This is a genomic window from Faecalibacterium sp. 3, assembly GCF_048323735.1.
GTDB lineage: Bacteria > Bacillota > Clostridia > Oscillospirales > Ruminococcaceae > Faecalibacterium > Faecalibacterium wellingii.
Genome location: NZ_JBLWFN010000005.1, coordinates 1 through 23,453, shown reverse-complemented (window position 1 = coordinate 23,453; position 23,453 = coordinate 1). Strand labels below are relative to the sequence as shown.

20 protein-coding genes and 1 pseudogene are annotated in these 23,453 nt (G+C 52.0%); 19 read left to right on the top strand and 2 right to left on the bottom strand.

The window, feature by feature from the left end; genetic code table 11:
• The 19 genes and pseudogenes from ACNSPV_RS14400 to ACNSPV_RS14310 form a co-directional block, all read left to right on the top strand.
• On the top strand, positions 1-594 hold a 594-nt coding region (locus tag ACNSPV_RS14400; RefSeq protein WP_418268311.1), incomplete at its 5' end, for a VirB6/TrbL-like conjugal transfer protein, CD1112 family.
• 12 nt (positions 595-606) lie between these two features.
• A complete protein-coding gene (locus ACNSPV_RS14395) occupies positions 607-966 on the top strand; it encodes a PrgI family protein (RefSeq protein WP_207698568.1) in 360 nt (119 codons plus the stop codon).
• On the top strand, positions 941-3,310 hold the full coding sequence (locus tag ACNSPV_RS14390; protein ID WP_348585107.1) for a VirB4-like conjugal transfer ATPase, CD1110 family: 2,370 nt from the start codon (positions 941-943) through the stop codon (positions 3,308-3,310). Before ACNSPV_RS14395 ends, ACNSPV_RS14390 begins: the two co-directional genes overlap by 26 nt.
• Complete coding sequence (locus tag ACNSPV_RS14385) at positions 3,303-4,982, top strand: C40 family peptidase (protein WP_348585105.1); 1,680 nt, start codon at positions 3,303-3,305, stop codon at positions 4,980-4,982. The genes ACNSPV_RS14390 and ACNSPV_RS14385 overlap by 8 nt, the downstream gene beginning before the upstream one ends.
• A gap of 594 nt (positions 4,983-5,576) precedes the next feature.
• Complete coding sequence (locus ACNSPV_RS14380) at positions 5,577-7,373, top strand: reverse transcriptase domain-containing protein (RefSeq protein WP_227613826.1); 1,797 nt, start codon at positions 5,577-5,579, stop codon at positions 7,371-7,373.
• A 120-nt stretch (positions 7,374-7,493) separates the two neighbouring features.
• Positions 7,494-7,604 (top strand): annotated as a pseudogene (locus ACNSPV_RS14375) (peptidase P60); the annotation flags it as partial.
• A 12-nt stretch (positions 7,605-7,616) separates the two neighbouring features.
• Positions 7,617-7,889 (top strand): DUF4315 family protein, encoded by a 273-nt coding sequence (locus ACNSPV_RS14370; protein ID WP_348585103.1) that lies wholly within the window; start codon positions 7,617-7,619, stop codon positions 7,887-7,889.
• Positions 7,873-8,607 (top strand): DUF4366 domain-containing protein, encoded by a 735-nt coding sequence (locus ACNSPV_RS14365; protein WP_156071420.1) that lies wholly within the window; start codon positions 7,873-7,875, stop codon positions 8,605-8,607. Before ACNSPV_RS14370 ends, ACNSPV_RS14365 begins: the two co-directional genes overlap by 17 nt.
• A gap of 100 nt (positions 8,608-8,707) precedes the next feature.
• Positions 8,708-10,741, top strand: coding sequence for a type IA DNA topoisomerase (locus ACNSPV_RS14360; protein WP_243130403.1), 2,034 nt, complete (start codon positions 8,708-8,710; stop codon positions 10,739-10,741).
• Positions 10,741-11,628 carry an LPD16 domain-containing protein gene (locus ACNSPV_RS14355; RefSeq protein ID WP_149795355.1) on the top strand — a complete coding sequence of 296 codons (888 nt, stop codon included), beginning with the start codon at positions 10,741-10,743 and terminating at the stop codon, positions 11,626-11,628. The genes ACNSPV_RS14360 and ACNSPV_RS14355 overlap by 1 nt, the downstream gene beginning before the upstream one ends.
• 8 nt (positions 11,629-11,636) lie before the next feature.
• Complete coding sequence (locus tag ACNSPV_RS14350; protein ID WP_156068791.1) at positions 11,637-12,152, top strand: YodL domain-containing protein; 516 nt, start codon at positions 11,637-11,639, stop codon at positions 12,150-12,152.
• A complete protein-coding gene (locus ACNSPV_RS14345; RefSeq protein WP_149795357.1) occupies positions 12,142-12,345 on the top strand; it encodes a transposon-transfer assisting family protein in 204 nt (67 codons plus the stop codon). The genes ACNSPV_RS14350 and ACNSPV_RS14345 overlap by 11 nt, the downstream gene beginning before the upstream one ends.
• 138 nt (positions 12,346-12,483) lie before the next feature.
• Positions 12,484-12,858: an MmcQ/YjbR family DNA-binding protein gene (locus ACNSPV_RS14340; RefSeq protein WP_149795358.1), complete on the top strand. Its 375-nt coding sequence runs from the start codon at positions 12,484-12,486 to the stop codon at positions 12,856-12,858.
• Between the two features lie 47 nt (positions 12,859-12,905).
• The gene (locus tag ACNSPV_RS14335) at positions 12,906-13,433 is read left to right on the top strand and encodes a flavodoxin family protein (protein ID WP_112115039.1); all 528 of its coding nucleotides are present in this window, start codon (positions 12,906-12,908) and stop codon (positions 13,431-13,433) included.
• Between the two features lie 858 nt (positions 13,434-14,291).
• The gene (locus ACNSPV_RS14330) at positions 14,292-14,639 is read left to right on the top strand and encodes a TnpV protein (RefSeq protein WP_112115038.1); all 348 of its coding nucleotides are present in this window, start codon (positions 14,292-14,294) and stop codon (positions 14,637-14,639) included.
• Between the two features lie 161 nt (positions 14,640-14,800).
• Positions 14,801-20,779: a DEAD/DEAH box helicase family protein gene (locus tag ACNSPV_RS14325; RefSeq protein ID WP_348585174.1), complete on the top strand. Its 5,979-nt coding sequence runs from the start codon at positions 14,801-14,803 to the stop codon at positions 20,777-20,779.
• Between the two features lies 1 nt (position 20,780).
• The gene (locus ACNSPV_RS14320) at positions 20,781-21,110 is read left to right on the top strand and encodes a plasmid mobilization protein (RefSeq protein WP_348585100.1); all 330 of its coding nucleotides are present in this window, start codon (positions 20,781-20,783) and stop codon (positions 21,108-21,110) included.
• A gap of 110 nt (positions 21,111-21,220) precedes the next feature.
• Positions 21,221-21,499, top strand: coding sequence for a hypothetical protein (locus tag ACNSPV_RS14315; RefSeq protein ID WP_156068785.1), 279 nt, complete (start codon positions 21,221-21,223; stop codon positions 21,497-21,499).
• 62 nt (positions 21,500-21,561) lie between these two features.
• The gene (locus ACNSPV_RS14310; RefSeq protein WP_390507676.1) at positions 21,562-22,944 is read left to right on the top strand and encodes a relaxase/mobilization nuclease domain-containing protein; all 1,383 of its coding nucleotides are present in this window, start codon (positions 21,562-21,564) and stop codon (positions 22,942-22,944) included.
• Positions 22,945-23,000: 56 nt separating this feature from the next.
• Here the strand turns inward: ACNSPV_RS14310 and ACNSPV_RS14305 are convergent, their stop codons facing one another.
• The gene (locus ACNSPV_RS14305; RefSeq protein WP_005924624.1) at positions 23,001-23,195 is read right to left on the bottom strand and encodes a DUF3873 family protein; all 195 of its coding nucleotides are present in this window, start codon (positions 23,193-23,195) and stop codon (positions 23,001-23,003) included.
• A gap of 46 nt (positions 23,196-23,241) precedes the next feature.
• Positions 23,242-23,453: hypothetical protein (locus ACNSPV_RS14300; RefSeq protein WP_418268309.1), on the bottom strand; the 212-nt coding region annotated here is incomplete at its 5' end.

The window sequence follows — 23,453 nt, the reverse complement described above, 5'->3', positions numbered from 1 at the left end:
GCACAGTTTGAACCGGCATTGATTTTGAAGTGGATTTTCAAAACTGCCATTTCGGTTTGGATGATCTCGAATACGTTTGACATCATCATGGCGGTGTTCGACGTGACGCAGCAGGTGGTGGCAAATTCCAGCGGCATTATTTCCGGCAACACACGGGTCAACGACATCGGGCTTTCCATGCTGCAATCCAGCATGATGCAGATGGACGTAGGCCCCCTGTTCGGGCTGTTCTTGCAGTCCTTCTTCATCGGTATCACCATGCGCATCCTGTCCATCGTGATTTTCGTCATCGTCTACGGAAGAATGATTGAGATCTATATGATGGTCAGTCTGGCTCCGGTGCCCATGGCAACATGGGGCAACCATGAGCAATCCCATGTTGGACAGAACTATCTTCGTTCTCTGTTTGCGCTGGGATTTCAGGGCTTCCTGATTCTGATCTGCGTGGCGATCTACGCTGTTCTGCTTCAGAATGTTGCCATATCCGGGGATGCCATCAACTCGATCTGGAGCATCGTGGGGTACACGGTGCTGCTGTGCTTTACGCTGTTCAAGACTGGTTCCGTCGCCCGGAGCATTCTGGGCGCACACTAAGGAGGTGAAATTTTGGCAGCTTATATTTCCGTGCCGCGTGACTTCAGCAAGGTGAAGTCCAAAGTGGCCTTCAACCTGACCGCCCGGCAGCTTGTCTGTTTTGGGGCAGCGGCAGTCGTTGGCGTGCCGCTGTTCTTTATTCTGCGGGATACCGCAGGCAACTCTGGCGCTACACTTGGCATGATGGCGGTCATGCTGCCCATGTTCTTTCTGGCCATGTACCAGAAGAACGGTCAGCCCGCCGAAAAGATTCTGCGGTACTACTTTCAGGCGCGCTTTGTTCGCCCGAAGGTACGTCCGTACCAAACCAATAACTATTATTCGATTTTGATGAAGGAGGGTTCCAGTGATTCCGTTTCTGAAAAAGAATAAGGATGGCAAAAAGCCGCCCAAGTCCACGGTGCCCCGCACGGCACAGGAGAGCATCCCGTTCCAGCGGATGTTTGAGGACGGCACCTGCCGTGTCCGTCCCGGCTACTACACCCGCACCATCCAGTATCAGGATATCAACTATCAGTTGGCGCAGCAGGAGGATAAGACCGCCATTTTTGAGGAATGGTGCAGTTTTCTCAACTTTTTCGACAGCTCTATCCACTTTGAGCTGTCCTTTGTGAATACCGCCACCGATTCGGCAGACTTTGAAAAGTCCATCCGCATCCCGTACCAGCAGGATGGCTTTGACGATGTGCGCGCCGAGTACAGCCAGATGCTGCGGCAGCAGCTTTCCAAGGGCAACAACGGCTTGACAAAGACCAAGTTCCTGACCTACGGCATCGAGGGCGACAGCATGGCGCAGGTCAAGCCGCGGCTGGAGCACATCCAGAACGACCTGATGAACAACTTTCACAGGTTGGGCGTTCTGGCAAAGCCGCTGGACGGTACGGAGCGCCTGCGGCTGATGCACGGGATGCTGAACATGGACGGTGCCAACAAGTTCCACTTCAACTGGAAAGACCTTGTAAAAAGCGGCCTTTCCGTAAAGGATGCCATTGCACCCACTGCACTGGCGTTTAAGAACAGCCGTACCTTTCAGATGGGCGGCATCTTCGGGGCGGTCAGCTTCCTGAATATCACGGCTTCTGACCTGAGTGACCAGTTGCTGAAGGATTTTCTGGACATGGATTCCAGCCAGATCGTTACCATGCACATCCAGTCTGTTGACCAGAACAAGGCCATCAAAACCATCAAGCACACCATCACCGAACTCGACCGCAGCAAGATCGAAGAGCAGAAAAAGGCAATCCGTGCCGGATATGATATTGACATCATTCCGTCCGATTTGGCAACCTATGGCCGTGACGCAAAGGCTCTGCTGAAAGAATTGCAGAGTCAGAACGAGAGAATGTTTTTGGTGACGTTCCTTGTCCTGAACACCGGCAAGACTGAGCAGGAACTGGAAACCAACGTGTTTCAGGCGGTCAGCATTGCGCAGAAGCACAACTGCGAATTATGCCGCCTTGATTTTCAGCAGGAGCAGGGGCTGATGAGCAGCCTGCCGCTGGCAGACTGCCAGATCGAGATCCAGCGCGGCCTGACCACCAGCAGTACGGCAATTTTTGTGCCGTTTACCACGCAGGAACTGTTCGATAACGGCAAGGAAAGCCTGTATTATGGCTTGAACGCCCTGTCCAACAACCTGATTATGGTTGACCGCAAAAAGCTGAAGAACCCCAACGGTCTGATTTTGGGCACTCCCGGTTCCGGTAAATCCTTCAGCGCAAAGCGTGAGATCTGCAATGCGTTCCTCGTGACGGACGATGATATTATCATCTGCGACCCGGAGGCAGAATATGCTCCGCTGGTGGAGCGTCTGCATGGGCAGGTCATCCACATCAGCCCTGCCAGCACCCAATATATCAACCCGATGGACATCAACAGCAACTACTCGGAAGAGGATAACCCTCTGGCTTTGAAAGCCGACTTTGTGCTGTCCCTGTGCGAACTGGTGGTGGGCGGCAAAGAGGGCTTGCAGCCGGTGGAAAAGACGGTCATTGACCGCTGCGTCCATGTGATCTATCGCAAGTATTTCGAGAATCCCACCCCGGAAAATATGCCGCTGTTGGAAGATCTGTACAACGCCCTGCTGACGCAAGACGAACCGGAAGCCCGCCATGTGGCGGCTGCGCTGGAAATCTACGTCAAGGGCAGTTTGAACATTTTTAACCACCACACCAACGTGGATATCAATAACCGCATTGTCTGTTTTGACATCAAGCAGCTTGGCAAGCAGTTGAAGAAACTCGGTATGCTTATCGTACAGGATGCCGTGTGGGGGCGCGTGACCGCCAACCGCAGTGCTGGAAAATCCACCCGGTACTATGCAGACGAGTTCCATTTGCTCTTGAAGGAAGAGCAGACTGCTGCTTATTCCGTGGAGATTTGGAAGCGTTTCCGTAAGTGGGGCGGCATTCCGACAGCCCTAACGCAGAACGTCAAAGACCTGTTGGCAAGCCCCGAAGTATCAAATATTTTTGAGAACTCGGACTTCGTTTATATGCTCAATCAAGCGAACGGAGACCGGCAGATTTTGGCGAAGCAGCTGAACATTTCGCCCCATCAGCTTTCCTACGTCACTCACTCCGGTGAGGGTGAAGGGCTGCTGTTCTTCGGCAACGTGATCCTGCCCTTTGTTGACCACTTCCCGAAAGACCTTGAACTCTACCGCATCCTTACGACCCGCCTTTCCGAAGTTGCGGAGGCGCAAAAGCATGAGTGAGAAACAGCCGAAGCTGAAATTCGAGGAGGAAAAGGAGCGCACGGCTACGCGCTCCCCTCCGAAAAAGTCTAAAGTGGAGCAGTCGGTGCCCAAAAAGCAGAAACTGAAACAGGATGCAGACAAAGCTGCGGAGAAATCCCAGCATTTGCGTTTTGGCAAAGCCGAGATAACCCCGGATGAAGCATCCCGCATGACAAAGCAGCAGAAACGTGCTATGTATGCCGCTGCTGCCGCCCGGTCTGCGGCACATCGAGAGATTGATCAGTACGAGGACGACAATGTGGGCACGCAGGCTTTAAGCGAGGGCGAAAAAGCTGCCGAGACTACCCACGATATTTCCAAGAGCCGTTACGCCAGAAAGCTGAAAAAGAAAGCCAAGATGCAGGGCAAGAAAAGGGCCCGAACCGCAAAATCTTCCGTGCAGAAGCCGCCTGCGGCACAAGATGCAGGCGCATCCGGCACCGGCGAGGGCAGTTCCAACTGGCTTTCACGCTGGAAACAGCGGCAAGAAATCCGTAAAAGTCACTATGCCACCGCCCATTCGGGTACAGCGGCACAGACCGCAGGCGGCAAAGCGGTATCCAATGGCACCACTGCTGCGAAGTCTGGCATGGAACAGGTCATCGACAAAGGAAGATCGGTGGTCAGCACCGCAGTCAACGGCATTGCCAATTTTGCAAAAAGCAACGCGCACGTTCTTTTGATCGTGGGCGTTTTTCTTTTGCTCTTGCTGCTGGTCATGTCGGCATTTTCGTCCTGTTCCATTCTGTTTTCCGGCACCACGCAGGTATCCGGTCAGACCATTTACACCGCAGAGGACCGGGACATCCGGGGAGCCGAAACCGACTACAAGAAGCTGGAAAAGGAACTGGATAAGAAAATCAAACGCACCCCCGCCGACCACCCCGGCTATGACGAATACCGATACCATCTGGATGCTATTGAACATGATCCTTGGCAGCTCACTTCGTTCCTGACTACTCTTTATGACGACTACACCCGCAGCGAGGTGCAGGCAAAACTCAAGGAGACGTTTGCCAAGCAATACAAGCTGACCACATGGGTGGAGGTGCAGATACGGTATAAGACCGTCTGGGTCATCAGTCCGGCAGGAATCCCAGTCCCTACGCAGGTGCCCTATGAGTACCGCATCTTCCACACCAAATTGGTGAATAAAGGGCTGGAAGTGGTTATCCGGGAGGAACTGGACAACGACCAGTGGAAACGCTATGAGATCTTTCAGGATACGCTGGGTGGTCGGCCTTATCTGTTCAACGGCGGTCTGCCGCCCGGTGGCTCCGATGGCTCTGGCGCGCCGGGCATCGACTATCAGGTTCCGACAGAAGCCCTGACGGACGAGGAATTTGCGGCCATCTACAAGGAAGCTCAAAAGTATGTGGGCACGCCCTATGTGTGGGGCGGCTCCACCCCGGAAACCGGGTTCGATTGCAGCGGCTACGTCTGCTGGGTGTACAACCAGAACGGCTACAATGTAGGGCGCACCACCGCCAACGGTCTGTGGAACAAGAGCCAGCATATTTCTGAAGCCGAAGCAAAGCCCGGAGACCTTGTTTTCTTCGAGGGAACGTATGATACGCCGGGGAAAAGTCATGTGGGCATCGTGCGTCCAGTAAGGACGATAGTAGAAGTAGAGAAAGGAGGCTGTGGCTAAGGTACTACCCCGCAAAGCAACGCGGGAATCCACCTGCTTTACCGAAAGTCGAAAGATGTACGGGAAAAGAGCACGGCAGGAAAGCGGTAAGTTGCCTAAAGACAATCGGGCACGACTGAACCGCAAGGATAAGTGAATATAAGGATAAAACTGAATTGTTTAAGGTGAGTTCCAAGCCCTCGTTACGTGTGGGCAAAGGAAAATTGTCTGAACCCTTTGGTACAGAGACCATAGGAAATAGAGTCCTTCCTATGGGTTGCTAATCCCCTGTACGGCACGTCGGAGAACCGATAGTAACGGAACGAAAGCATATCCGATAATTCACATTGACCTACTACTATCGTCAACTGGAGATTGTCTAAACCAGAACGCTTGAAAAAGCTATGTGTAATGCAGTAATGTGATAAATTTCAAAGCTATGCTAGAAAGATGACACTGAAAATCTGGCATGACAACGGAGCTTCTATAGTAGTCCGAGAATCCTGAATTGACAGGAAAAGCCGTAAAATCGGATGCGGGAAAGCCGCTCACATGGCGAAGAGAAGCAGTTTTTTGCGCATTAAAATCAGAAATTGATTAGAGAGGAAAGCCTCAATGAAATCAACAATGGAGATTTTAACAAAATTACAAGAAAATTCCCAAAAGAACCAAGATGAAGTGTTTACACGACTGTACCGCTATCTTTTGAGGCCGGATATTTACTTCATTGCCTACCAGCATCTTTACTCCAATAAGGGTGCAGGAACGAAGGGTGTGAATGATGATACGGCTGATGGATTTAGCGAGCAGTATGTGACAGCCATCATTGAAGCATTGAGAACAGGGTCATATGAACCCAAGCCGGTACGCAGAACCTATATTCAAAAGAAGAACGGTAAGCTGCGCCCGTTGGGACTTCCTGTATTCGCTGACAAGCTGGTGCAAGAAGCTATCCGTATGATTCTGGAAGCCATCTACGAGCCAATTTTCTCTATCTATTCCCACGGCTTTAGACCGGGCAGAAGCTGCCACACGGCACTTGCCATGATCAAGCATGAGTTTACCGGAGCAAAGTGGTTCATTGAGGGTGACATCAAGGGATGCTTTGATAATATCGACCATTCCACGCTGATTGATGTGCTGAACCGAAAAATCAAGGACGCTCGTTTTCTGAACCTGATTCGTATGTTTCTGAAAGCCGGCTATATGGAAGATTGGAACTTCCATGAAACCTATAGCGGATGCCCGCAGGGTGGAATCATCTCCCCGATTCTTGCAAACATTTATCTGAACGAACTGGACAGGTATATTATGCAGCTGAAGAAGGAATTTGACCACGGATACAATCCGAGAAACTTTACGGAAGAATACAACACGATAAGACACAAACGAGATGCACTGCATGAGAAAATCAAGAAAGCTGAAGGAACAATGCGGGAGCAGCTGATTGCTCAGCACAAGCAACTGACAAAGCAGTTGTTTCGGACACCTGCAAAAGCGTGTACCGATAAGCGATTGAAATATGTTCGCTATGCAGATGACTTTCTGATTGCAGTCAATGGGACAAGAGAGGAATGCGAAGCGATTAAGGCAAAACTCACGGATTTTGTCCGGGACACTCTGAAAATGGAGTTGAGTCAAGAAAAGACCCTTATTACGCACAGCAATACTCCTGCCCGATTCCTTGGTTTTGATGTTCGGGTGCGCAGGGATGCCAGTGTCAAACGCTCTGGAAAACGAAAAATGCGTACTATGAACAACAAAGTGGAACTCAATATTCCACTGAAAGATAAGGTGGAGACCTATTTACTGTCCCATAGCATCGCTGAAAGGGATGGAAAGAGGTTGATTCCTATTCATCGCCCAATTCTGCTGAACCGCACGGATTTGGAAATCGTAATGATTTATAATGCGGAACTCCGAGGACTCTGTAACTATTATGCCATTGCAAGCAACTTCAACAAGCTCGTTTACTTTGGTTATCTGATGGAATACAGCTGTCTGAAAACACTCGCAAACAAGCATCGCTCCCGAATTGCTAAGGTTCGTTATGAATACAGAGATGGGACTGGTGCATGGGGCGTTCCGTATGAAACCAAAAAGGGAAAACGCCGTATGATGTTCGCTAAGTACAGCGATTGCAAAGGCAAAGATTTGACGGAAAAAGTGCCCGATTTGGCGTATCGCTATTCGCACAACACAACCTCCTTCGAGGAACGTCTGAAGGCCAAAGTCTGTGAAGTCTGCGGCTGTACAGACAGCGATAGCTATGAAATCCACCATGTAAACAAGGTCAAAAACCTGAAAGGTAAAGCTGATTGGGAAAAAGTCATGCTGGCAAAGAGGCGCAAGACAATCGTTGTGTGCCACAAATGCCACATGAGAATTCATCATGGAACTAAAACGGAATAACTTTTGAAATGGAGCAAAAAATGGGGAGCCGTGTGCGTTGAGAGGCGCAAGCACGGTTCTGGGAGAGGTCTGTGCAAACCTGTCGTAGAAATACGATAAGGCGGCACTTTCCTACTCTACTACCTTGGAAACGGCATGATGGTGTCCGCCGGCGACCCCATAAAGTATGCCAATATTCATTCGTCCTACTGGCAGAAATATTTGTCCGGTTTTGGGCGGCTCTCAAAATGATTGGAGGAAGAAATGAGCGAAAAACTCGATAAGCTGCGCGCTTCTCTGGAAAAGGAAAGGGAGCGTCGCACTAAGATCAACACTCGCATTGAAAGCCTTGAACGGAGGATTCAGGAAGCAGAAGCTGCCGAGGTCAACGAGATGGTGCGCACCGCCAAGGTCACGCCGGAACAGCTTGCCGCCCTGCTGCGCCAGTCTGCAACTTCCACCCCGACCCCGGCTGCGCTGTCCGCGGTCGGTGCTACCTTTAATAAGGAGGACGATTCCAATGAAGATGATGAATAAGTTCTGTGCCCTGATGTTGTCGGTGGCACTGTGCGCTGGTATGGCGGCTCCTGCTTTTGCCTATGGCGGTGAGCCTACGGAGGAAGTGGAACAGCCTGTCCTGACTTCTATCACCGATGAAGAAGATGTAGTCACCGTGACCGATGAGGAAACCGGTGCTCTGACCCCGGAGGGCAATCTGACGCTGGTGGACGATTACCACACAAGTTACTCGGATGGCAGCGGACAGCAGTTCATTACACTGGTGTCGAAGTCGGGTGCGACTTTCTATCTGGTGATTGACCGCAACGCCAAGGGGCAGCAGACCGTCCACTTTATGAATCTGGTGGACGAAGCAGACCTTTTGGCTCTGATGGAAGAGGATGCTGCCGATGCCTACACCGCCGAAAAAGAAGCGGCGGCGCAGGCAGAGCAGGAGCGCAAACAGGCCGAAGAGGATGCGAAAAAGGCTGCGGAAGAAGCGGAGGTATCCGGTTCTGAACAGACTGGTGGCAACAAAGTTACGAAGTATGCTGCCACATTTTTAGGCGTATTGGCGCTGGTCGGTTTGGTTGCTGGCGGCGGCATTTACACCTTTATGAAGCAGAAGCAGAAAAAGCAGGCAGAAAAAGAAGCCCTTGACCCCGATGCAAACTACACTGAGGACAAGGGCGACTTTGAAATCCCTGTGGAGGATGAGCCGGAGGAGACCGGCGAGGAGGATAACGCAGAAGAATAATTCTATTGGCGGCGTTTGCCGCCTTACATATTGCAATCCAAAACAGATTGGAGGGATTTTTATCGCAAAATTGATCGTGGCAGAAAAACCATCGGTTGCCATGTCCTATGCCAAAGTCCTCGGTGCCACCAGCCGTCAGGATGGCTACCTTGAAGGGAACGGCTATCTGGTAAGCTGGTGCGTTGGTCATCTGGTGGAACTTGCTCCGCCCAATGTCTATGACGAAAAGTACACCAAGTGGAGCATCGCAGATCTGCCCATCCTGCCGCAAAAGTGGCAGTATCTGGTGTCTGCCAGCACCAAAAAGCAGTTCGGCATCCTGCAAAAGCTGATGCACCGCCCGGATGTGGATAGCATCGTGAACAGTTGCGACGCAGGGCGCGAGGGAGAACTGATTTTCCGCTTGGTGTACCAGCAAGCAGGGTGCAAAAAGCCTTTTTCCCGCCTGTGGCTGTCCAGCATGGAGGAAAATGCCATCCGAGAAGGGTTCGCCCACCTGAAGCCGTCAACTGAATACGATGCGCTGTACAACGCAGCACTCTGCCGGGAACGTGCCGACTGGATGGTCGGCATCAATGCGTCCCGGCTTTTTTCATGCCTGTACAACCAGCCTTTGGCGGTGGGGCGTGTTATGACCCCGGTGCTCGCTATGACCGTGGTGAGGGAAGCCGCCATCGCCGCCTTTGTGCCGGAGAAATTCTACACGGTTGCCCTGACCCTTGCGGACGGCGGCACCGCATCCAGCAAGCGGTTTGCCCAGAAAGCGGATGCCGAACTGCTGCTTTCCAAATGCCGAAAGGAGGGGCGTGTCACGGTGCAGAAGATGGAACGCAAGGAGAAATCCGAAAGCCCGCCGCAGCTCTATGACCTTACTGCATTGCAGCGGGATGCCAACCGTCTGCTGGGATTTACGGCACAGCAGACCTTGGATTATGCCCAAAGCCTTTACGAAAAGCGGCTTATCACCTACCCCCGCACGGACAGCCGGTTTTTGACGGAGGATATGGCGGCTTCCCTTCCGGGACTGGTGACGGACACGGGCAGGGCGTTTGCCGTGGAGGAGCCGATTCCCATCCATGTGCAGCAGGTCATCAATGGCAGCAAAGTCACCGACCATCATGCGCTGCTGCCCACGAAAAGCATGGCAAACGCAGACCTTGCCGCACTCCCTGCCGGGGAGTGGAAGATTCTGCGGCTGATTGCTGCACGGCTACTCTGCGCCGTAGGTGAACCGCACCGCTATGCAGAAACCTCGATTATCACCATCTGCGCCGGAGAGGAATTCTCCGCAAAAGGCAAGTTGGTGCTGTCCGACGGATGGAAAGCCATGGAACGAAAAATGCTGGGAGAACTTCTGGGCAAGCAAAAGGAAGCAGTTGTTCTGCCCGATGCGCAAGAGCAGAGCCAGTGCAGCGTTGCCGGTGCCGAACTGAAAGAGGGTCAGACGTCCCCACCGAAGCATTTCACCGAAGATACTCTCCTGTCAGCTATGCAGGCAGCGGGTGCGGATAGTATGCCGGAGGGCGTGGAGCGTCAGGGTGTCGGTACTCCGGCAACCAGAGCAGCCACCATTGAAAAGCTGGTGCAGAAGGGCTTTCTGGAGCGCAAGGGTACCAAGAAAACCAAGGTGCTGCTGCCCACCGACAAAGGCAAAGCCCTCATCACTGTGATGCCCGAAGAAATCCAGTCTGCGGATATGACAGCTGACTGGGAAACAAAGCTGCTGCAAATCGAACGTGGCGAAATGGAGCCGAGCGAATTTATGACCGAGATCAATACGATGATTACCGAACTGGTAAAGAACACGGAAATGAAAAAAGGAGCGAATGCACTTATGAAAAGCAAGATTATTGGTGTCTGCCCGAACTGTGGTAAGCCTGTCGTGGAGCGTGAAAAAGGCTGGTTCTGCGAGAACCGGGAGTGCCGTTTTGTCCTGTGGAAGGACAATGCGTTCTTCAAGCGTCTGGGCAAGCGGCTGGACGCTCATGTGGCGGACAAGCTGCTGCGGGATGGTCGTGTCCGCTTGAAGGACTGCAAGAGTGCCAAGGGCAAGACCTACAATGCCACCGTGCTGCTGTCCTGTGAAGCCGATGGCCGCAGCAAGTTTTCTCTGGAATTTGAAGGTGGGTGCTGATGGAGCAGAAAAAAGAAGCGGTCTACCTTATCAACGATGAACGCTATCTCCACCTCCGGGAAAACGGTGCAGGCGTCGGCTTTGCCACCTACAACAAGGTAACTGGTGAGCCGCTGGAAAGCGGGCAGATCTCGGAAAAGAACCTGCCGCCCGATGGCAGGAACGCCATTTCTGCCGCCCGGAACTGGTATCTGTTTGAACTTTCGGACGATGACCGCAAGGTCATCCAACAGGAAAGCGTAAAGATCCTCGAAAACATCCCGCAAGCTGGTATCGGCAGACGGCGCATCTGGGAGCCTGAAACGCTGCCGAAGGATATTCGTCTCATCAACAGCCACTATGATGACCTCTATCGCATTCCAGATGGCGGCGTGATTCAGGTGGATTACCCGGATGGGCGCAGTTTTACGGCACGGGTGGAGCATCTGGATGATTACCACTTTGACGTGGGCGGTTTGGGCAATGTGTTCCACATCTGCCAGTTTGCCGAGGTCATGGAGCGGAACCATGCCGACTTCTACCCGGAGATTCAGACACAGGACGAGCAGGCGGCGTGGGAACTGGGCGGCAAAGGCTACCTTGCAATCCAGTCCTGTGAGGATGGATGGGATTACACCCTCTACCACAGCGATTATTCTGTGATGGACGGTGGGCAGCTGGATGCCCCGGAACTGATCATTCAGGAAGCCCGTGAGCAGATTCTGGAAGCACACCACATGGAAAAGGGCCGGCGGCTACTGCAGGACTACGATGCAGTCATGGATAAAGTTGCGGAAGCCGAGGAACTGAGTGCAGACCATCGCCCTTCCACACTGGAAAAGCTGGCAGAACTGGCAAGTGATACGTCTGCGCCAAAATCCTCTGCACGTTCTGCACCGGAACTGTGAGGTGGACGATGCAGCAAAAATGGAACCAGAATTTTGACGGTGAACCCATGACAGACATCCCGCAGAAGTTTCTGAACGCAGGGTGCGATGTTTATATGGTGATGCAGTTGCGGCATGACGAAAAAATCCTCGATGAAAGATTTGCTTCCATGCGGGAACTGCATCGTCGTGGCAAAACGCCAGACCCGGAGCATTATGAGGTCACCTACTATGCTGATTTGCCCGCCATGTGGCAGGATGTGCCGAACAACGAGATTTTGGAAGAACTATTTCAGATGTTCAACCTCTCCCGTCCGCAGGATTTTGAGGGGCACAGCCTGTCGGTCAGCGATGTGATCGCACTCAAACGCAATGGCGAGGTGTCTGTGCATTATGTGGACAGCATCGGCTTCAAAGATTTACAGGGGTTTCTGGACAAGCAGCCGGAACGTCCTTCGGTGCTGCTGAATCTCAAAGAGAAGTGCGATGCCCCGGAGTGCAATCCCACCGTCTGCCGGAAAGCGAGGAATGGACATGAACTTTGACCATGAAGAACTGATGCTGATGATGCTCTACAACACCGGCACCCGGCTGGGGCTTATCCACGAACTGCGGCTCATGCAGTGCTACCTGATGCCCGACGAAATCGCCCTGCGGGAACTGTCTGAAAGTGTGATTGCAAAATTGAAACTCATGACCGACGAGCAGTTTGCCGAGGTCGAATTTCCTCTGGACTGATTTTTGCCGCCTGCGGGCGGCGTACATATCCTCTTTCTCTATGGTTGGCAGTGTGGTATAATTGGCTCAACAAGCAAAAGTTTATATCTGCTAACGATAATTGCCGAATGGCAACGTGCAGATTGAAAGGTCTTCGCCATGAATCGTGCAGGATTTATGCAATTTATTCTTGAACAATATAGCGTTGAGCCGGATTACCCGTGGATGAAGAATCCCAATTTTGCAGTCTTCCGGCACAGCAACAATCAGAAATGGTTTGCCTTGATTATGGACATTCCAAGGAGCAGGCTGGGATTACCCGGTGACGAACTACTGGATGTGGTGAATCTCAAATGCGACCCACTTCTGATTGGCTCACTGCGCAGTGAACCCGGTTTCTTTCCTGCCTACCACATGAACAAAGATAGCTGGATCACGGTTTCACTGGACAACAAAGCTGATGCTGACAAGCTGAAAATGTTGCTGGACATGAGCTACACTGCTACTGCGTCAAAAATTCGTAAGAAGCACTGACAGTATTCTGTCCGTGCAATCAACATACAGAATGGAGAGTATCTGAAATGAAAATCGTAGTTTTGAACGGTAGTCCCCGCAAAGGCGGCAACACGGAGATTATGACACAGGCTTTTGCAGAAGCCGCCCGCAAGAACCAGAATGAGGTCAGCATTCTGGATGTAGCACCCATGAACATCCGTGGCTGTCTGGGCTGCAAATACTGCTGGGCACACAAGGGCGAATGCGTCCAGAAAGATGATATGGGCAAGGTCTTTGAGGCTCTGGTGGATGCCGACATGGTGGTGTTCGCATCGCCCATCTACTGGTTCGACATTACCGCACAGATGAAAACCGTCATTGACCGTCTGTATGCCGGCGGCAGTGTAGGCTTCCACTTCCACAAGACCGCCCTGCTGCTGGATGCCGGTGCCGACCATGTGTTCGATGCAGCCATCGCACAGTATAAGGCTATGACCTCCTATCTGAAGTGGGAGGATATGGGCATCATCACAGTTCCGAACATGGAAACCAAGGGCAGCATGACGACCGCTCCCAATCTGGCCGCGGTTATCAGACTGGGCGAATCGCTCTGATTTTTGAAAAATAATATTACATCCCTGCGGGCAATCATAAAACGGTTGCCCGCTATTTTTATGCTCAAAACCGGAAGGAGGCAACAATGTCTAGCAAAACCGAAGAATATCTTGCTCTTGCCCAGCGCACGGCAAACGGCTTGACGCGGTACTGGGAAAGCTGGACGGACTATCTGACCACAGCATCCCGGCTGTACAAGTACAGCTTTCCCGACCAGTTGATGATCTACGCTCAGCGACCCGATGCCACAGCCTGCGCCGATTACGACATCTGGAACAACCGCATGAACCGGTATGTCCGGCGTGGCTCCAAGGGCATCGCCCTGTTGGACGAATCCAGCGGATACCCGCGTCTGCACTATGTGTTTGATGTGTCGGACACCGGAGTACGGCGCAATTCTCGCGACCCGGAACGATGGGAAATGAATGACGACCTTTTCAAGCCGGTGTCTGAGATGCTGACCGCAGAATACGGCATCAGCCATGAACGGCTCAGCCAGCAGCTCGTAAATATTGCGGAGAAGCTGGTGAACGATTATTGGGACAACAACAGCGGCGACATCCTCAACATCGTTGACGGCTCTTTCTTTGATGATTATGATAGTAGTGGAAAGGAACTTCAGTTCAAGGCCGCTGCGACAATGAGCGTCACCTACACTCTATTAGAACGATGCGGGTTTGAACCGGAAGGCTACTTTGACAAGGATGACTTTCAGGCCATCCACACCTTTTCCACACCCGATGCAGTCTATGCGCTGGGTGCCGCTACCAGCGACATCAGCCGCGAGGTCTTACGCAAAATCGAGCGGACTGTGAAAACCACGACCCGCCGCCGAAACGTAGAAAGGATGGAAGAATATGAGCAGCAGTCTGAATTACACGAAGATCGGGGATTACCAGCTCCCGAACCTGACCCTCAGCCAGCCGAAGACCCCGCTGGGCAAGTACGGCAGGATGCGCCGGAATTACCTGAAGCAGTATCGCCCGGTACTGTACAATTCGATGCTCCTGAACGGGACGCTGTACCCGCATCTGATGGAACTGGAGCAGACGGCAGAGAGCCGGATGCAACAGACCATGGAGCAGCTTCTGAAGCAGGACCCAGCCCCGGACAAAGCGCAGAATCAACTGATGTGGGTGCAGCACATGAACAGCCTGAAAACGCAGGCAGAGGAACTGGTGATGACGGAGCTGATCTACAGCTAAGTTTTCTGGATGCGAACATCCCCACCGAAGCCCAGCAAATCGAAAAAATCGACCGAGCGGAGAGCGAAAAAACGCCCTCCGCTTTTGTTTTGTCGCAGGCTGAAATTGAGAACGAGCTGCGGCGGCATGGTTCAGGGTTTGCAGGCGGCAAACAGCGCATTATGGCGCTGTACCAGACCCAGCCTGACCGCAAACTCCGTGCCAAAGCACTGGCAAAGGAGTACGGCATTGGTGGGCACTCCCACGATTTTCTGGACGGAAGCCGGGGTTTTGTGAACCACGACTGGAAGGGACTGGAATTTGACCATTACCCAGACCACCAGAAAATCACCCTGAAATGGGCGCAGGTGGAAAAGTATATCGACCTGATGATCCAGTCCGACCGCTACCTGACGGATGAAGAAAAGGAGCAGTGTACCACTGTACAGAAAGAAAACGGCTACAAAGTCGGTGACGATGTAATGGTTGATTTGCCCACTGGAACCATCGAGGGCACCATTGGCTATATCGGCGAAACGGATGTTCGCATCGACACTAGCGCACACGGACAGTCGTGGGATAACGAAGTTATCAACAAACGACAATTCGAGGACGGTCTGCGGCAGAATGAACCTAGCCAGCGTGTGGATGAAATGCTGGAGCAGGCAGAAACCATCTACAAGGAATCCGAGGTGCCGGAATATGAGCGTTTTTCTGTCCGCGAAGTGGTCGGAGGTACGTCCCAGCTTTTTGCTATCTGGGATGATCTCAATGAGGGCTACTATGCAAATGATAACGGAATGGCGCAATTTACAGACAAGGAGCAGGCCGAATCCTATTGCACCGCTTTAAAAAAAGAGACGGATGAACGAACCGCCGCCGATTGGCTTGCAGTGGAAAAGGCAAAGTTTTTGGCAGAAAATGAACCTGTTCCCGCTCTCCCAAAAGAGCGTGATTACCGTGTGGGCGATACAATCCGTCTGGACGGTAAGGATTTTACGGTCGAAACTGTCGGAACTCTGAACATCCAGCTTCGTGACCCGGATGAGGTCTATCCGGTTGCCCGCTCGGAAAGCAAGGAAAATCTGGAACGGCTGCTGCGCCAGCCGGGCAACATCCATCTGCACAACCTGACGGTCAATCTCACTCCTGCGCATGAGCCGGACGAGGACAAACCGCCACTTACGGACGAAGAATTGGACGAACTGCCCATCTCTAACGTAATGGACGGAAAGGTGCAGACCTTCCCGGATGCTGTTGCCTTGGATGAAGCCCTGAATGCTGAACCTGCGCCGGAGCCTGCCGGAAATTTCCACATCACGGACGACCATCTGGGCGAGGGCGGCGCAAAGCAGAAATATGCCCGAAATATCGAAGCCATCCGCACCCTGTTCAAGCTGGAACAGGAACACCGTGGTGCCACCGCCGAGGAACAGCAGGTGCTTTCCCAGTATGTGGGCTGGGGCGGTCTGGCAGATGCCTTTGACCCCGGTAAAGACAGTTGGGCAAAGGAATACGCCGAACTGAAAGGGCTGCTCTCCGAGGACGAATACGCCGCCGCCCGTTCCAGCGCCCTGAACGCCCACTACACCTCTCCGGTGGTTATTCGTGCCATCTATGATGCTGCGGAGCGCATGGGCTTCCGCAGCGGCAATATATTGGAACCCTCCATGGGCGTTGGTAATTTTTTTGGCCTGTTGCCGGACAGCATGGCAGACAGCCGCCTGTACGGTGTAGAACTGGACAGCATTACAGGTCGCATTGCGCAAAAGCTCTACCCGGAAACTAGCATAAAAGTTGCCGGATTTGAAACCACTGACCGCCGCGATTTCTATGACCTTGCCGTGGGCAATGTGCCATTTGGCAATTATAAAGTCAACGACAAGGCGTACAACAAGCTGGGATTTTCTATCCACAATTATTTCTTTGCAAAAGCCATCGACCAAGTGCGTCCGGGCGGCATCGTGGCCTTTGTTACCAGCCGCTACACGCTGGACAGCAAGGATTCTTCTGCCCGCAAGCACATGGCAGAGCGTGCCGACTTGCTGGGTGCTATCCGCCTGCCGAATAATGCGTTCAAGGCTAATGCAGGCACCGAGGTCGTTTCGGATATTATCTTCCTGCAAAAGCGTGACCGCCCTGCGGACATCGAACCTGCATGGGTGCAGTTAGGGCAGACTGAGGATGGATTTACTCTCAACAGCTATTTTGTAGGCCATCCGGAAATGGTGCTGGGAAATTTGGAACTGGAAAGCACCCAATATGGTCACGACCTGACCGTTGTACCCATCGAGGGCACCAGCCTTGCAGACCAGCTTGCCGAGGCGGTGCAGCACATCGAGGGCAATTACACTGCGGTGGAGATTGCTGCCCCGGACGTTGCCGATGCGGAAGCACAGCCCAAGACGCTGCCAGCAGACCCCACCGTAAAGAATTTCAGCTATACTGTGGTGGACGGTGAGATCTACTACCGCGAGAACTCCATTATGACGCAGATGGAACTGTCCGACAACGCCAAAGGCCGTGTAGCTGGTATGGTGGAGTTGCGGCAGATCGTCAATGAACTGATTCAGCAGCAGTTGAACGACTTCCCGGACGAGGACATTAAGGCATCGCAAGCAAAATTGAACGCCGCCTACGATGCCTTTACTGCAAAATACGGGCTGATCAACGACAAGAAAAATGCCCGCCTGTTCGATGATGACAGTTCCTACTATCTGCTCTGCTCACTGGAGAATCTGGACGAGAATAAAAATCTCAAGTCCAAGGCAGATATGTTCACTAAGCGCACCATTCGCCCGGAGAGTACCGTCACCAGCGTGGATACCCCCAGCGAAGCGTTGGCGGTGTCCATCGGAGAACACGGTAAAGTAGACCTGCCTTATATGGCAGAACTGCTGGGCACTCCCGGCAACTATGAGCGCATCATCACCGAATTGTCCGGCGTGATTTTCAAAGACCCTGCTGTGGATGCTGACGACCCGGAAGCAGGCTGGCAGACTGCGGACGAATACCTTTCGGGTAATGTACGCGATAAGCTGCGGATGGCACAGCTTGCTGCGGAAAGTCACCCGGAGTTCAAGGTTAATGTGGACGCACTGACCAAGGCGCAGCCCAAAGATTTGGAAGCATCTGAAATTGATGTGCGCTTGGGTGCTACTTGGCTTGCCCCCTCCATCGTGCAGCAGTTTATGATGGAAACTTTTCAGCCGCCCTATCGTATCCGCTACAACAATGCCATCACCGTTCGCTACTCCCCTTACACTTCCGAATGGCGGATCAGCAATAAATCTGCTACTGGCTTTGGTGACATTATGGCCACTGAAACCTACGGTACCCGCCGAGCCAACGCTTACAAGATTTTGGAGGATACCTTGAATTTGCGTGATAGCCGCGTTTATGATACCATCGAGGAGGATGGAAAAGAAAAGCGTGTGCTGAATCAAAACGAAACCACCCTCGCCCAGCAGAAACAGCAGGCCATCAAGGATGCTTTCGCTGACTGGGTCTGGAAAGACCCGCAGCGGCGTGCCTTATTGGTGAAGAAGTACAACGAGCTTTTTAACAGCACCCGACCCCGTGAATACGATGGTTCCCACATTCATTTTGTGGGCATGAACCCGGAAATCAATTTGCGAGAGCATCAGCGCAATGCGGTTGCCCATGTGCTGTATGGGTACAACACCCTTTTGGCGCATGAAGTCGGTGCCGGCAAGAGTTTTGAGATGGCGGCTTCCGCTATGGAACTGAAACGTCTGGGCTTGTGTCAGAAAAGTCTTTTTGTCGTGCCAAATCATTTGACGGAACAATGGGCCAGCGAGTTTTTACGCCTGTACCCCAATGCGAAGCTGCTGGTTACCAGCAAGAAAGATTTTGAACCCGGTAATCGAAAAAAATTCTGTGCGAGAATTGCGACCGGTGATTATGATGCGGTTATCATCGGACACAGCCAGTTTGAAAGGATACCCTTGTCCGCAGAACGACAGGAGCGTCTGATTCAGGAACAGATGGATGAAATCGAGGAGGCCATCGAAGAAGCGAAAGCACAGGTTGGCGAGCATTTCACGGTAAAGCAGTTGGAAAAGCTGCGCAAGTCTCTGAAACAGAAACTGGAAAAGCTGCAAGGCGCAGACCGTAAAGATGATGTGGTTACGTTTGAACAATTGGGCGTAGACAGGTTGTTTGTAGATGAAAGTCAGGCGTTTAAGAACCTCTACTTGTACACGAAAATGCGTAATGTCGCAGGTTTGAGTACGAGCGAGGCACAAAAATCCAGCGATATGTTCGGCAAGTGTCGCTATCTGGATGAAGTCACCGGTGGCCGTGGCGTGATTTTTGCAACGGGTACACCCCTGAGCAACAGTATGACCGAAATGTACACCCTCATGCGCTATCTCCAGTACAACACCTTGCAGCAGAAAGGGCTGACCCATTTTGATGCGTGGGCATCGACTTTTGGCGAAACTACTACCGCCATCGAACTTGCCCCAGAAGGCACCGGATACCGTGCACGCACTCGTTTTGCGAAGTTCTTCAACTTGCCTGAACTGATGGCGATGTTCAAAGAAGCGGCGGATATCAAGACCAGCGACCAGCTTCATCTCCCGGTGCCTGATGCAAAATTTGAGACGGTGGTGGTCAAACCTTCGGAAATCCAACAGGACATGGTGCAGGCGTTGAGCGAACGTGCAGCCGAAGTCCACAGCGGTTCTGTTGACCCCTCTGTGGATAATATGTTGAAAATCACGTCGGATGGCCGCAAAATTGGTCTTGACCAGCGGTTGATGAATTCCGCTCTGCCCGATGACCCCAACAGCAAGTTAAATGCCTGCGTCAACAACGTCCTGCGCATCTGGAACGACACCAAGGAGCAGAAGCTGACCCAGTTGATTTTCTGCGATATGTCTACTCCCAAGGGGGACGGTTCGTTCAACGTCTATGATGATATTCGCACCAAGCTGCTCAACGCCGGTGTGCCCGAACAGGAGATCGAGTTCATCCACAACGCAGATACGGAGAACAAGAAAGCAGAACTTTTCTCCAAGGTACGCAGCGGACAGGTGCGTGTGCTGCTGGGCAGCACTGCCAAAATGGGAGCAGGGACCAACGTCCAGACGCTGCTCGTAGCGGTGCATCATCTGGATGTAGGCTGGCGTCCGTCTGATATGACCCAGCGCAACGGCAGAATCATCCGCCAAGGCAACCAAAACAAACAAGTCTACGTCTATAACTACGTCACGGAATCGACATTTGACGCCTACCTCTATCAGACCCTTGAGAATAAGCAGAAGTTCATTTCTCAGATTATGACGAGCAAATCTCCCATGCGCTCCTGCGATGATATTGATGAACAGGCTTTATCTTACGCAGAAATCAAGGCTCTGTGTGCAGGCGACCCTCGCATCCGGGAAAAGATGGACTTGGACGTGCAGGTAGCAAAATTGAAGGTGCTGCGCGGAGACTTCCAGAATCAGAAATATCGTCTGGAGGATAAGCTGCTCAAAACTTTCCCGGAGGAGATCCAGAAACAGAAAACCCGCATTGCTGCTTTACAACAGGATTCACAGATTGCAGCAGCACACCCGCAGGACAAAGAAAACTTTTGCGGCATGGCCATCAAGGGCATGGTGTACGATGACAAAAAGGCTGCGGGCGAACGGCTGCTGCTGGCTCGGCAGGAGATGCCCAATGCTGATATGATGCTGCTGGGCACCTACCGTGGCTTTGAACTGAACATTCGATTCGACAGCTTCAAAAATGAGCATCAGGCCGTACTCCGGGCAGAGTTGAGTTACCCGGTGTCGCTGGGCGATGATGCGCGCGGCAATATCACTCGTCTGGACAATGCCATCGACAATTTCGCTGACCGCATTGCAGATGCCGAAAATGCTCTGCAAAACCTTGAACAGCAGAAGCAGGCCGCAGAGGTCGAAGTGGCAAAGCCGTTTGCACAGGAGGAAGAACTGGCCGAAAAGTCTGCCCGACTTTCTGAATTGAACGCCTTGCTGAACATTGATCGCAGTTCGGCACAGGATTCTCCCGAAAAAACAGAAGAAACTCCCACAACTCGTCCGTCCGTGCTGGCTGCGCTGGAGGAAAAGGCCAACCAACCGGAACCAGTCAAGCCGTTCAAGAGTTATCTGGATAAGGAGGGGCGATAATGTGAAAAAGCGGGAACACCGTCTATTTATTCGTGTGACCGATGCAGAACGAAACCGCATTTTAAATAAGATGTATGGAATGGGCATCCACAGTCTGAGTGCCTATATCCGCAAAATGGCACTGGATGGCTACTGCCTGAACCTCGACCTTCCACAGCTGCGCCGAATGGCTTATCTGCTTCAGAATTGCAGTAACAATCTGAATCAGGTCGCCAAACGCGCTAACGAAAACGGCAAGATCTACTCTGCCGACCTTGCTGATCTGCGCACCCGGCTGGACGAACTGATTTCCATTGGCAAGCAGATTCTGACTAAACTGGCAAATCTCTAAGAAAATTCCCGCAGTTGGAGGACTGCGGGTGTACATATAATGCTTGACATCCTTGCAGTGCAATAGTCGATACCTTTATAATAAGAGCGAACAGAAAGGAAGTGCCTGATATGATGTCTATCCTGAAGAAAATTGTTCTCTTCCCGGTTTCTCTCTTTGTGGCTTTTCTGGCTCTGATGGCGAAGTGGCTGCTCACGTTGTCCAGCTATGTGGTTGCTCCGCTGATGCTCTACATCTTCGGCTGCGGCATCTACACTGCCTACCGCCAGACTTGGGATCAGTTCTTTATCCTGCTGGTAGCTGAGTTCATCTGCTTCGTTCTCTTTTTCGGTGCCACAGCCATCACCGAGGACATCAGACGTTTCAGTGAGTGGCTTGCCGAACTGTAAGAAATAGTTTTAATCGTTTGCCGCCTTCGGGCGGCATTTTTCTTTTATGGGGGTGATTCAGGATGGCTGCGACACGGCTGATCGCGTTGCACAAAAACAAGGGCAAGTCGGTTGCGGCTTGTCTGAAAAGCCGCACAGACTATGTGCAGAATCCAGATAAGACCGAACAAGGTGAACTGGTAAGCTGCTACGAGTGTAGCCCTCTGACAGTCGATGAAGAATTTATGCTTTCCAAGCGGCAGTATGAACTTGCTACCGGGCGCAGACAGAAAAGCGACATCATCGCCTATCAAATTCGACAGTCTTTCAAACCCGGTGAGATCACCGCCGAGGAAGCCAACAAGGTGGGCTATGAACTTGCCATGCGGTTTACCAAGGGCAAATACGCTTTTATCGTTGCCACCCACACAGACCGTCACCACATCCATAACCATGTGATTTTCAACTCCACCGCATTGGACGGTTCAAAAAAGTTCCGGGATTTTTTCTTTTCGGCACTGGCCGTTCAGCGGTTGAGCGACTTGATTTGTCTGGAGCATCAGCTCTCTGTTATTGAAATAAAGCCCTACCGGGAACGGCAGAAACGTACCCTCTATCCACCCAAAGAAAGCAATCGTGATAGGCTGTGTGGCATCATCGACAGCATCCTTGCAGAAAAGCCCAAGGATTACGAAGATTTTCTGCAAAAACTGGAACAACAGGGTTATGAGGTTAAGCGTGGAAAATACACTTCCGTCAAGGGCGCACGGCAGAAGCGGTTCATCCGCTTCAAAACGCTGGGGGCTGGGTACAGTGAGGATGAACTGCAAGCGGTGATTGCGGGAAAAACCGAACACCGTCCGCGTCAGACACAGCCGTTCCAAGAGCCGCCGTTCCAATTGCTGGTTGACATTCAGGCAAAGCTCTCCGAGGGCAAAAGCGAAGGCTATGCACGATGGGCGAAAAAATATAATCTGAAAGAAATGTCCAAGACGCTGATTTTCTTGCAGGAGCACAAAATTGGCAGCGCAGATGAACTGAATGAACGCACAGCGGCGGCAACAGAAAAATACCACCAGCTGGGAGATTCCATCAAAGCCGCCGAAACACGGATGGCGGAAATTGCTGTGCTGAAAACGCACATCGTCAATTACGCCAAGACCCACCCAGTCTACGATGCCTACCGGAAAGCGGGATATAGCAAAAAGTTTCTGGATACTCACCGGGAAGAAATCACACTGCACAAAGCAGCCAAGGCCGCTTTCGATGAAACTGGCTTAAAAAAGCTGCCGAAGGTCAAAGCACTGAATGCAGAGTATTCCGATCTTCTGACCCAAAAGAAAGCAGCCTACCCGGACTATCGCAAGGCACGAGAAGAAATGCAGGAGTTGGTAAAGGCACAGAAAAATATTGAATTGTTCTTCGCAGAAGAAAAAGACGCACAGGAAAAGCAGCAGACCCGATAAACGAAAGTCGCCGAGGATTCTAACCCTTTCATGGGGCGGAATCCTCGGCGACTTTTTTAGTTTATGTAGCAGCGATCCTGCGTTACGAGCCAATCTTCACACAGCCGTTGGGCTTCATCTGTTGAGCGGCACACACAATTGAACAGCTTGCCGTGCAGGGAGCAGTAGGTGTAACGGATTTTGGGCACACCGTTCTCATCCCGAAACTTTGTGTAGCGTTCCTCACCGGGCATCAGATAAAGCTGCTCCATTTCTGCATCGTCCTTTCCGTTTTCATGTGTCAGGCACACAACGCACCTATTCTATCATGAACTTAGGAATTATGCCATTGACGCTTGCACCAAAAAGCGCCCCGGATTTTCGGAGAGAGTGTGCATTGACACATTCAATAGCGTTCGGAAAGAACGCGCAGCCTGCACCGGAACGGTGCAGATCAGAAAGGGTTTGGGATTTCCCAACAAGCATTTTGCAACGCAAAATTTGCATTTGTGCGCACGAATGCACTGCTT

Bases quoted from the DNA above. Each gene is read 5' to 3' on its own strand.
- ACNSPV_RS14385 (WP_348585105.1), top strand. From the start codon at position 3,303: ATGAGTGAGAAACAGCCGAAGCTGAAATTCGAGGAGGAAAAGGAGCGC.
- ACNSPV_RS14380 (WP_227613826.1), top strand. From the start codon at position 5,577: ATGAAATCAACAATGGAGATTTTAACAAAATTACAAGAAAATTCCCAA.
- ACNSPV_RS14370 (WP_348585103.1), top strand. From the start codon at position 7,617: ATGAGCGAAAAACTCGATAAGCTGCGCGCTTCTCTGGAAAAGGAAAGG.
- ACNSPV_RS14365 (WP_156071420.1), top strand. From the start codon at position 7,873: ATGAAGATGATGAATAAGTTCTGTGCCCTGATGTTGTCGGTGGCACTG.
- ACNSPV_RS14360 (WP_243130403.1), top strand. From the start codon at position 8,708: ATGTCCTATGCCAAAGTCCTCGGTGCCACCAGCCGTCAGGATGGCTAC.
- ACNSPV_RS14355 (WP_149795355.1), top strand. From the start codon at position 10,741: ATGGAGCAGAAAAAAGAAGCGGTCTACCTTATCAACGATGAACGCTAT.
- ACNSPV_RS14350 (WP_156068791.1), top strand. From the start codon at position 11,637: ATGCAGCAAAAATGGAACCAGAATTTTGACGGTGAACCCATGACAGAC.
- ACNSPV_RS14345 (WP_149795357.1), top strand. From the start codon at position 12,142: ATGAACTTTGACCATGAAGAACTGATGCTGATGATGCTCTACAACACC.
- ACNSPV_RS14340 (WP_149795358.1), top strand. From the start codon at position 12,484: ATGAATCGTGCAGGATTTATGCAATTTATTCTTGAACAATATAGCGTT.
- ACNSPV_RS14335 (WP_112115039.1), top strand. From the start codon at position 12,906: ATGAAAATCGTAGTTTTGAACGGTAGTCCCCGCAAAGGCGGCAACACG.
- ACNSPV_RS14330 (WP_112115038.1), top strand. From the start codon at position 14,292: ATGAGCAGCAGTCTGAATTACACGAAGATCGGGGATTACCAGCTCCCG.
- ACNSPV_RS14325 (WP_348585174.1), top strand. From the start codon at position 14,801: ATGGCGCTGTACCAGACCCAGCCTGACCGCAAACTCCGTGCCAAAGCA.
- ACNSPV_RS14315 (WP_156068785.1), top strand. From the start codon at position 21,221: ATGATGTCTATCCTGAAGAAAATTGTTCTCTTCCCGGTTTCTCTCTTT.
- ACNSPV_RS14310 (WP_390507676.1), top strand. From the start codon at position 21,562: ATGGCTGCGACACGGCTGATCGCGTTGCACAAAAACAAGGGCAAGTCG.
- ACNSPV_RS14305 (WP_005924624.1), bottom strand. From the start codon at position 23,195: ATGGAGCAGCTTTATCTGATGCCCGGTGAGGAACGCTACACAAAGTTT.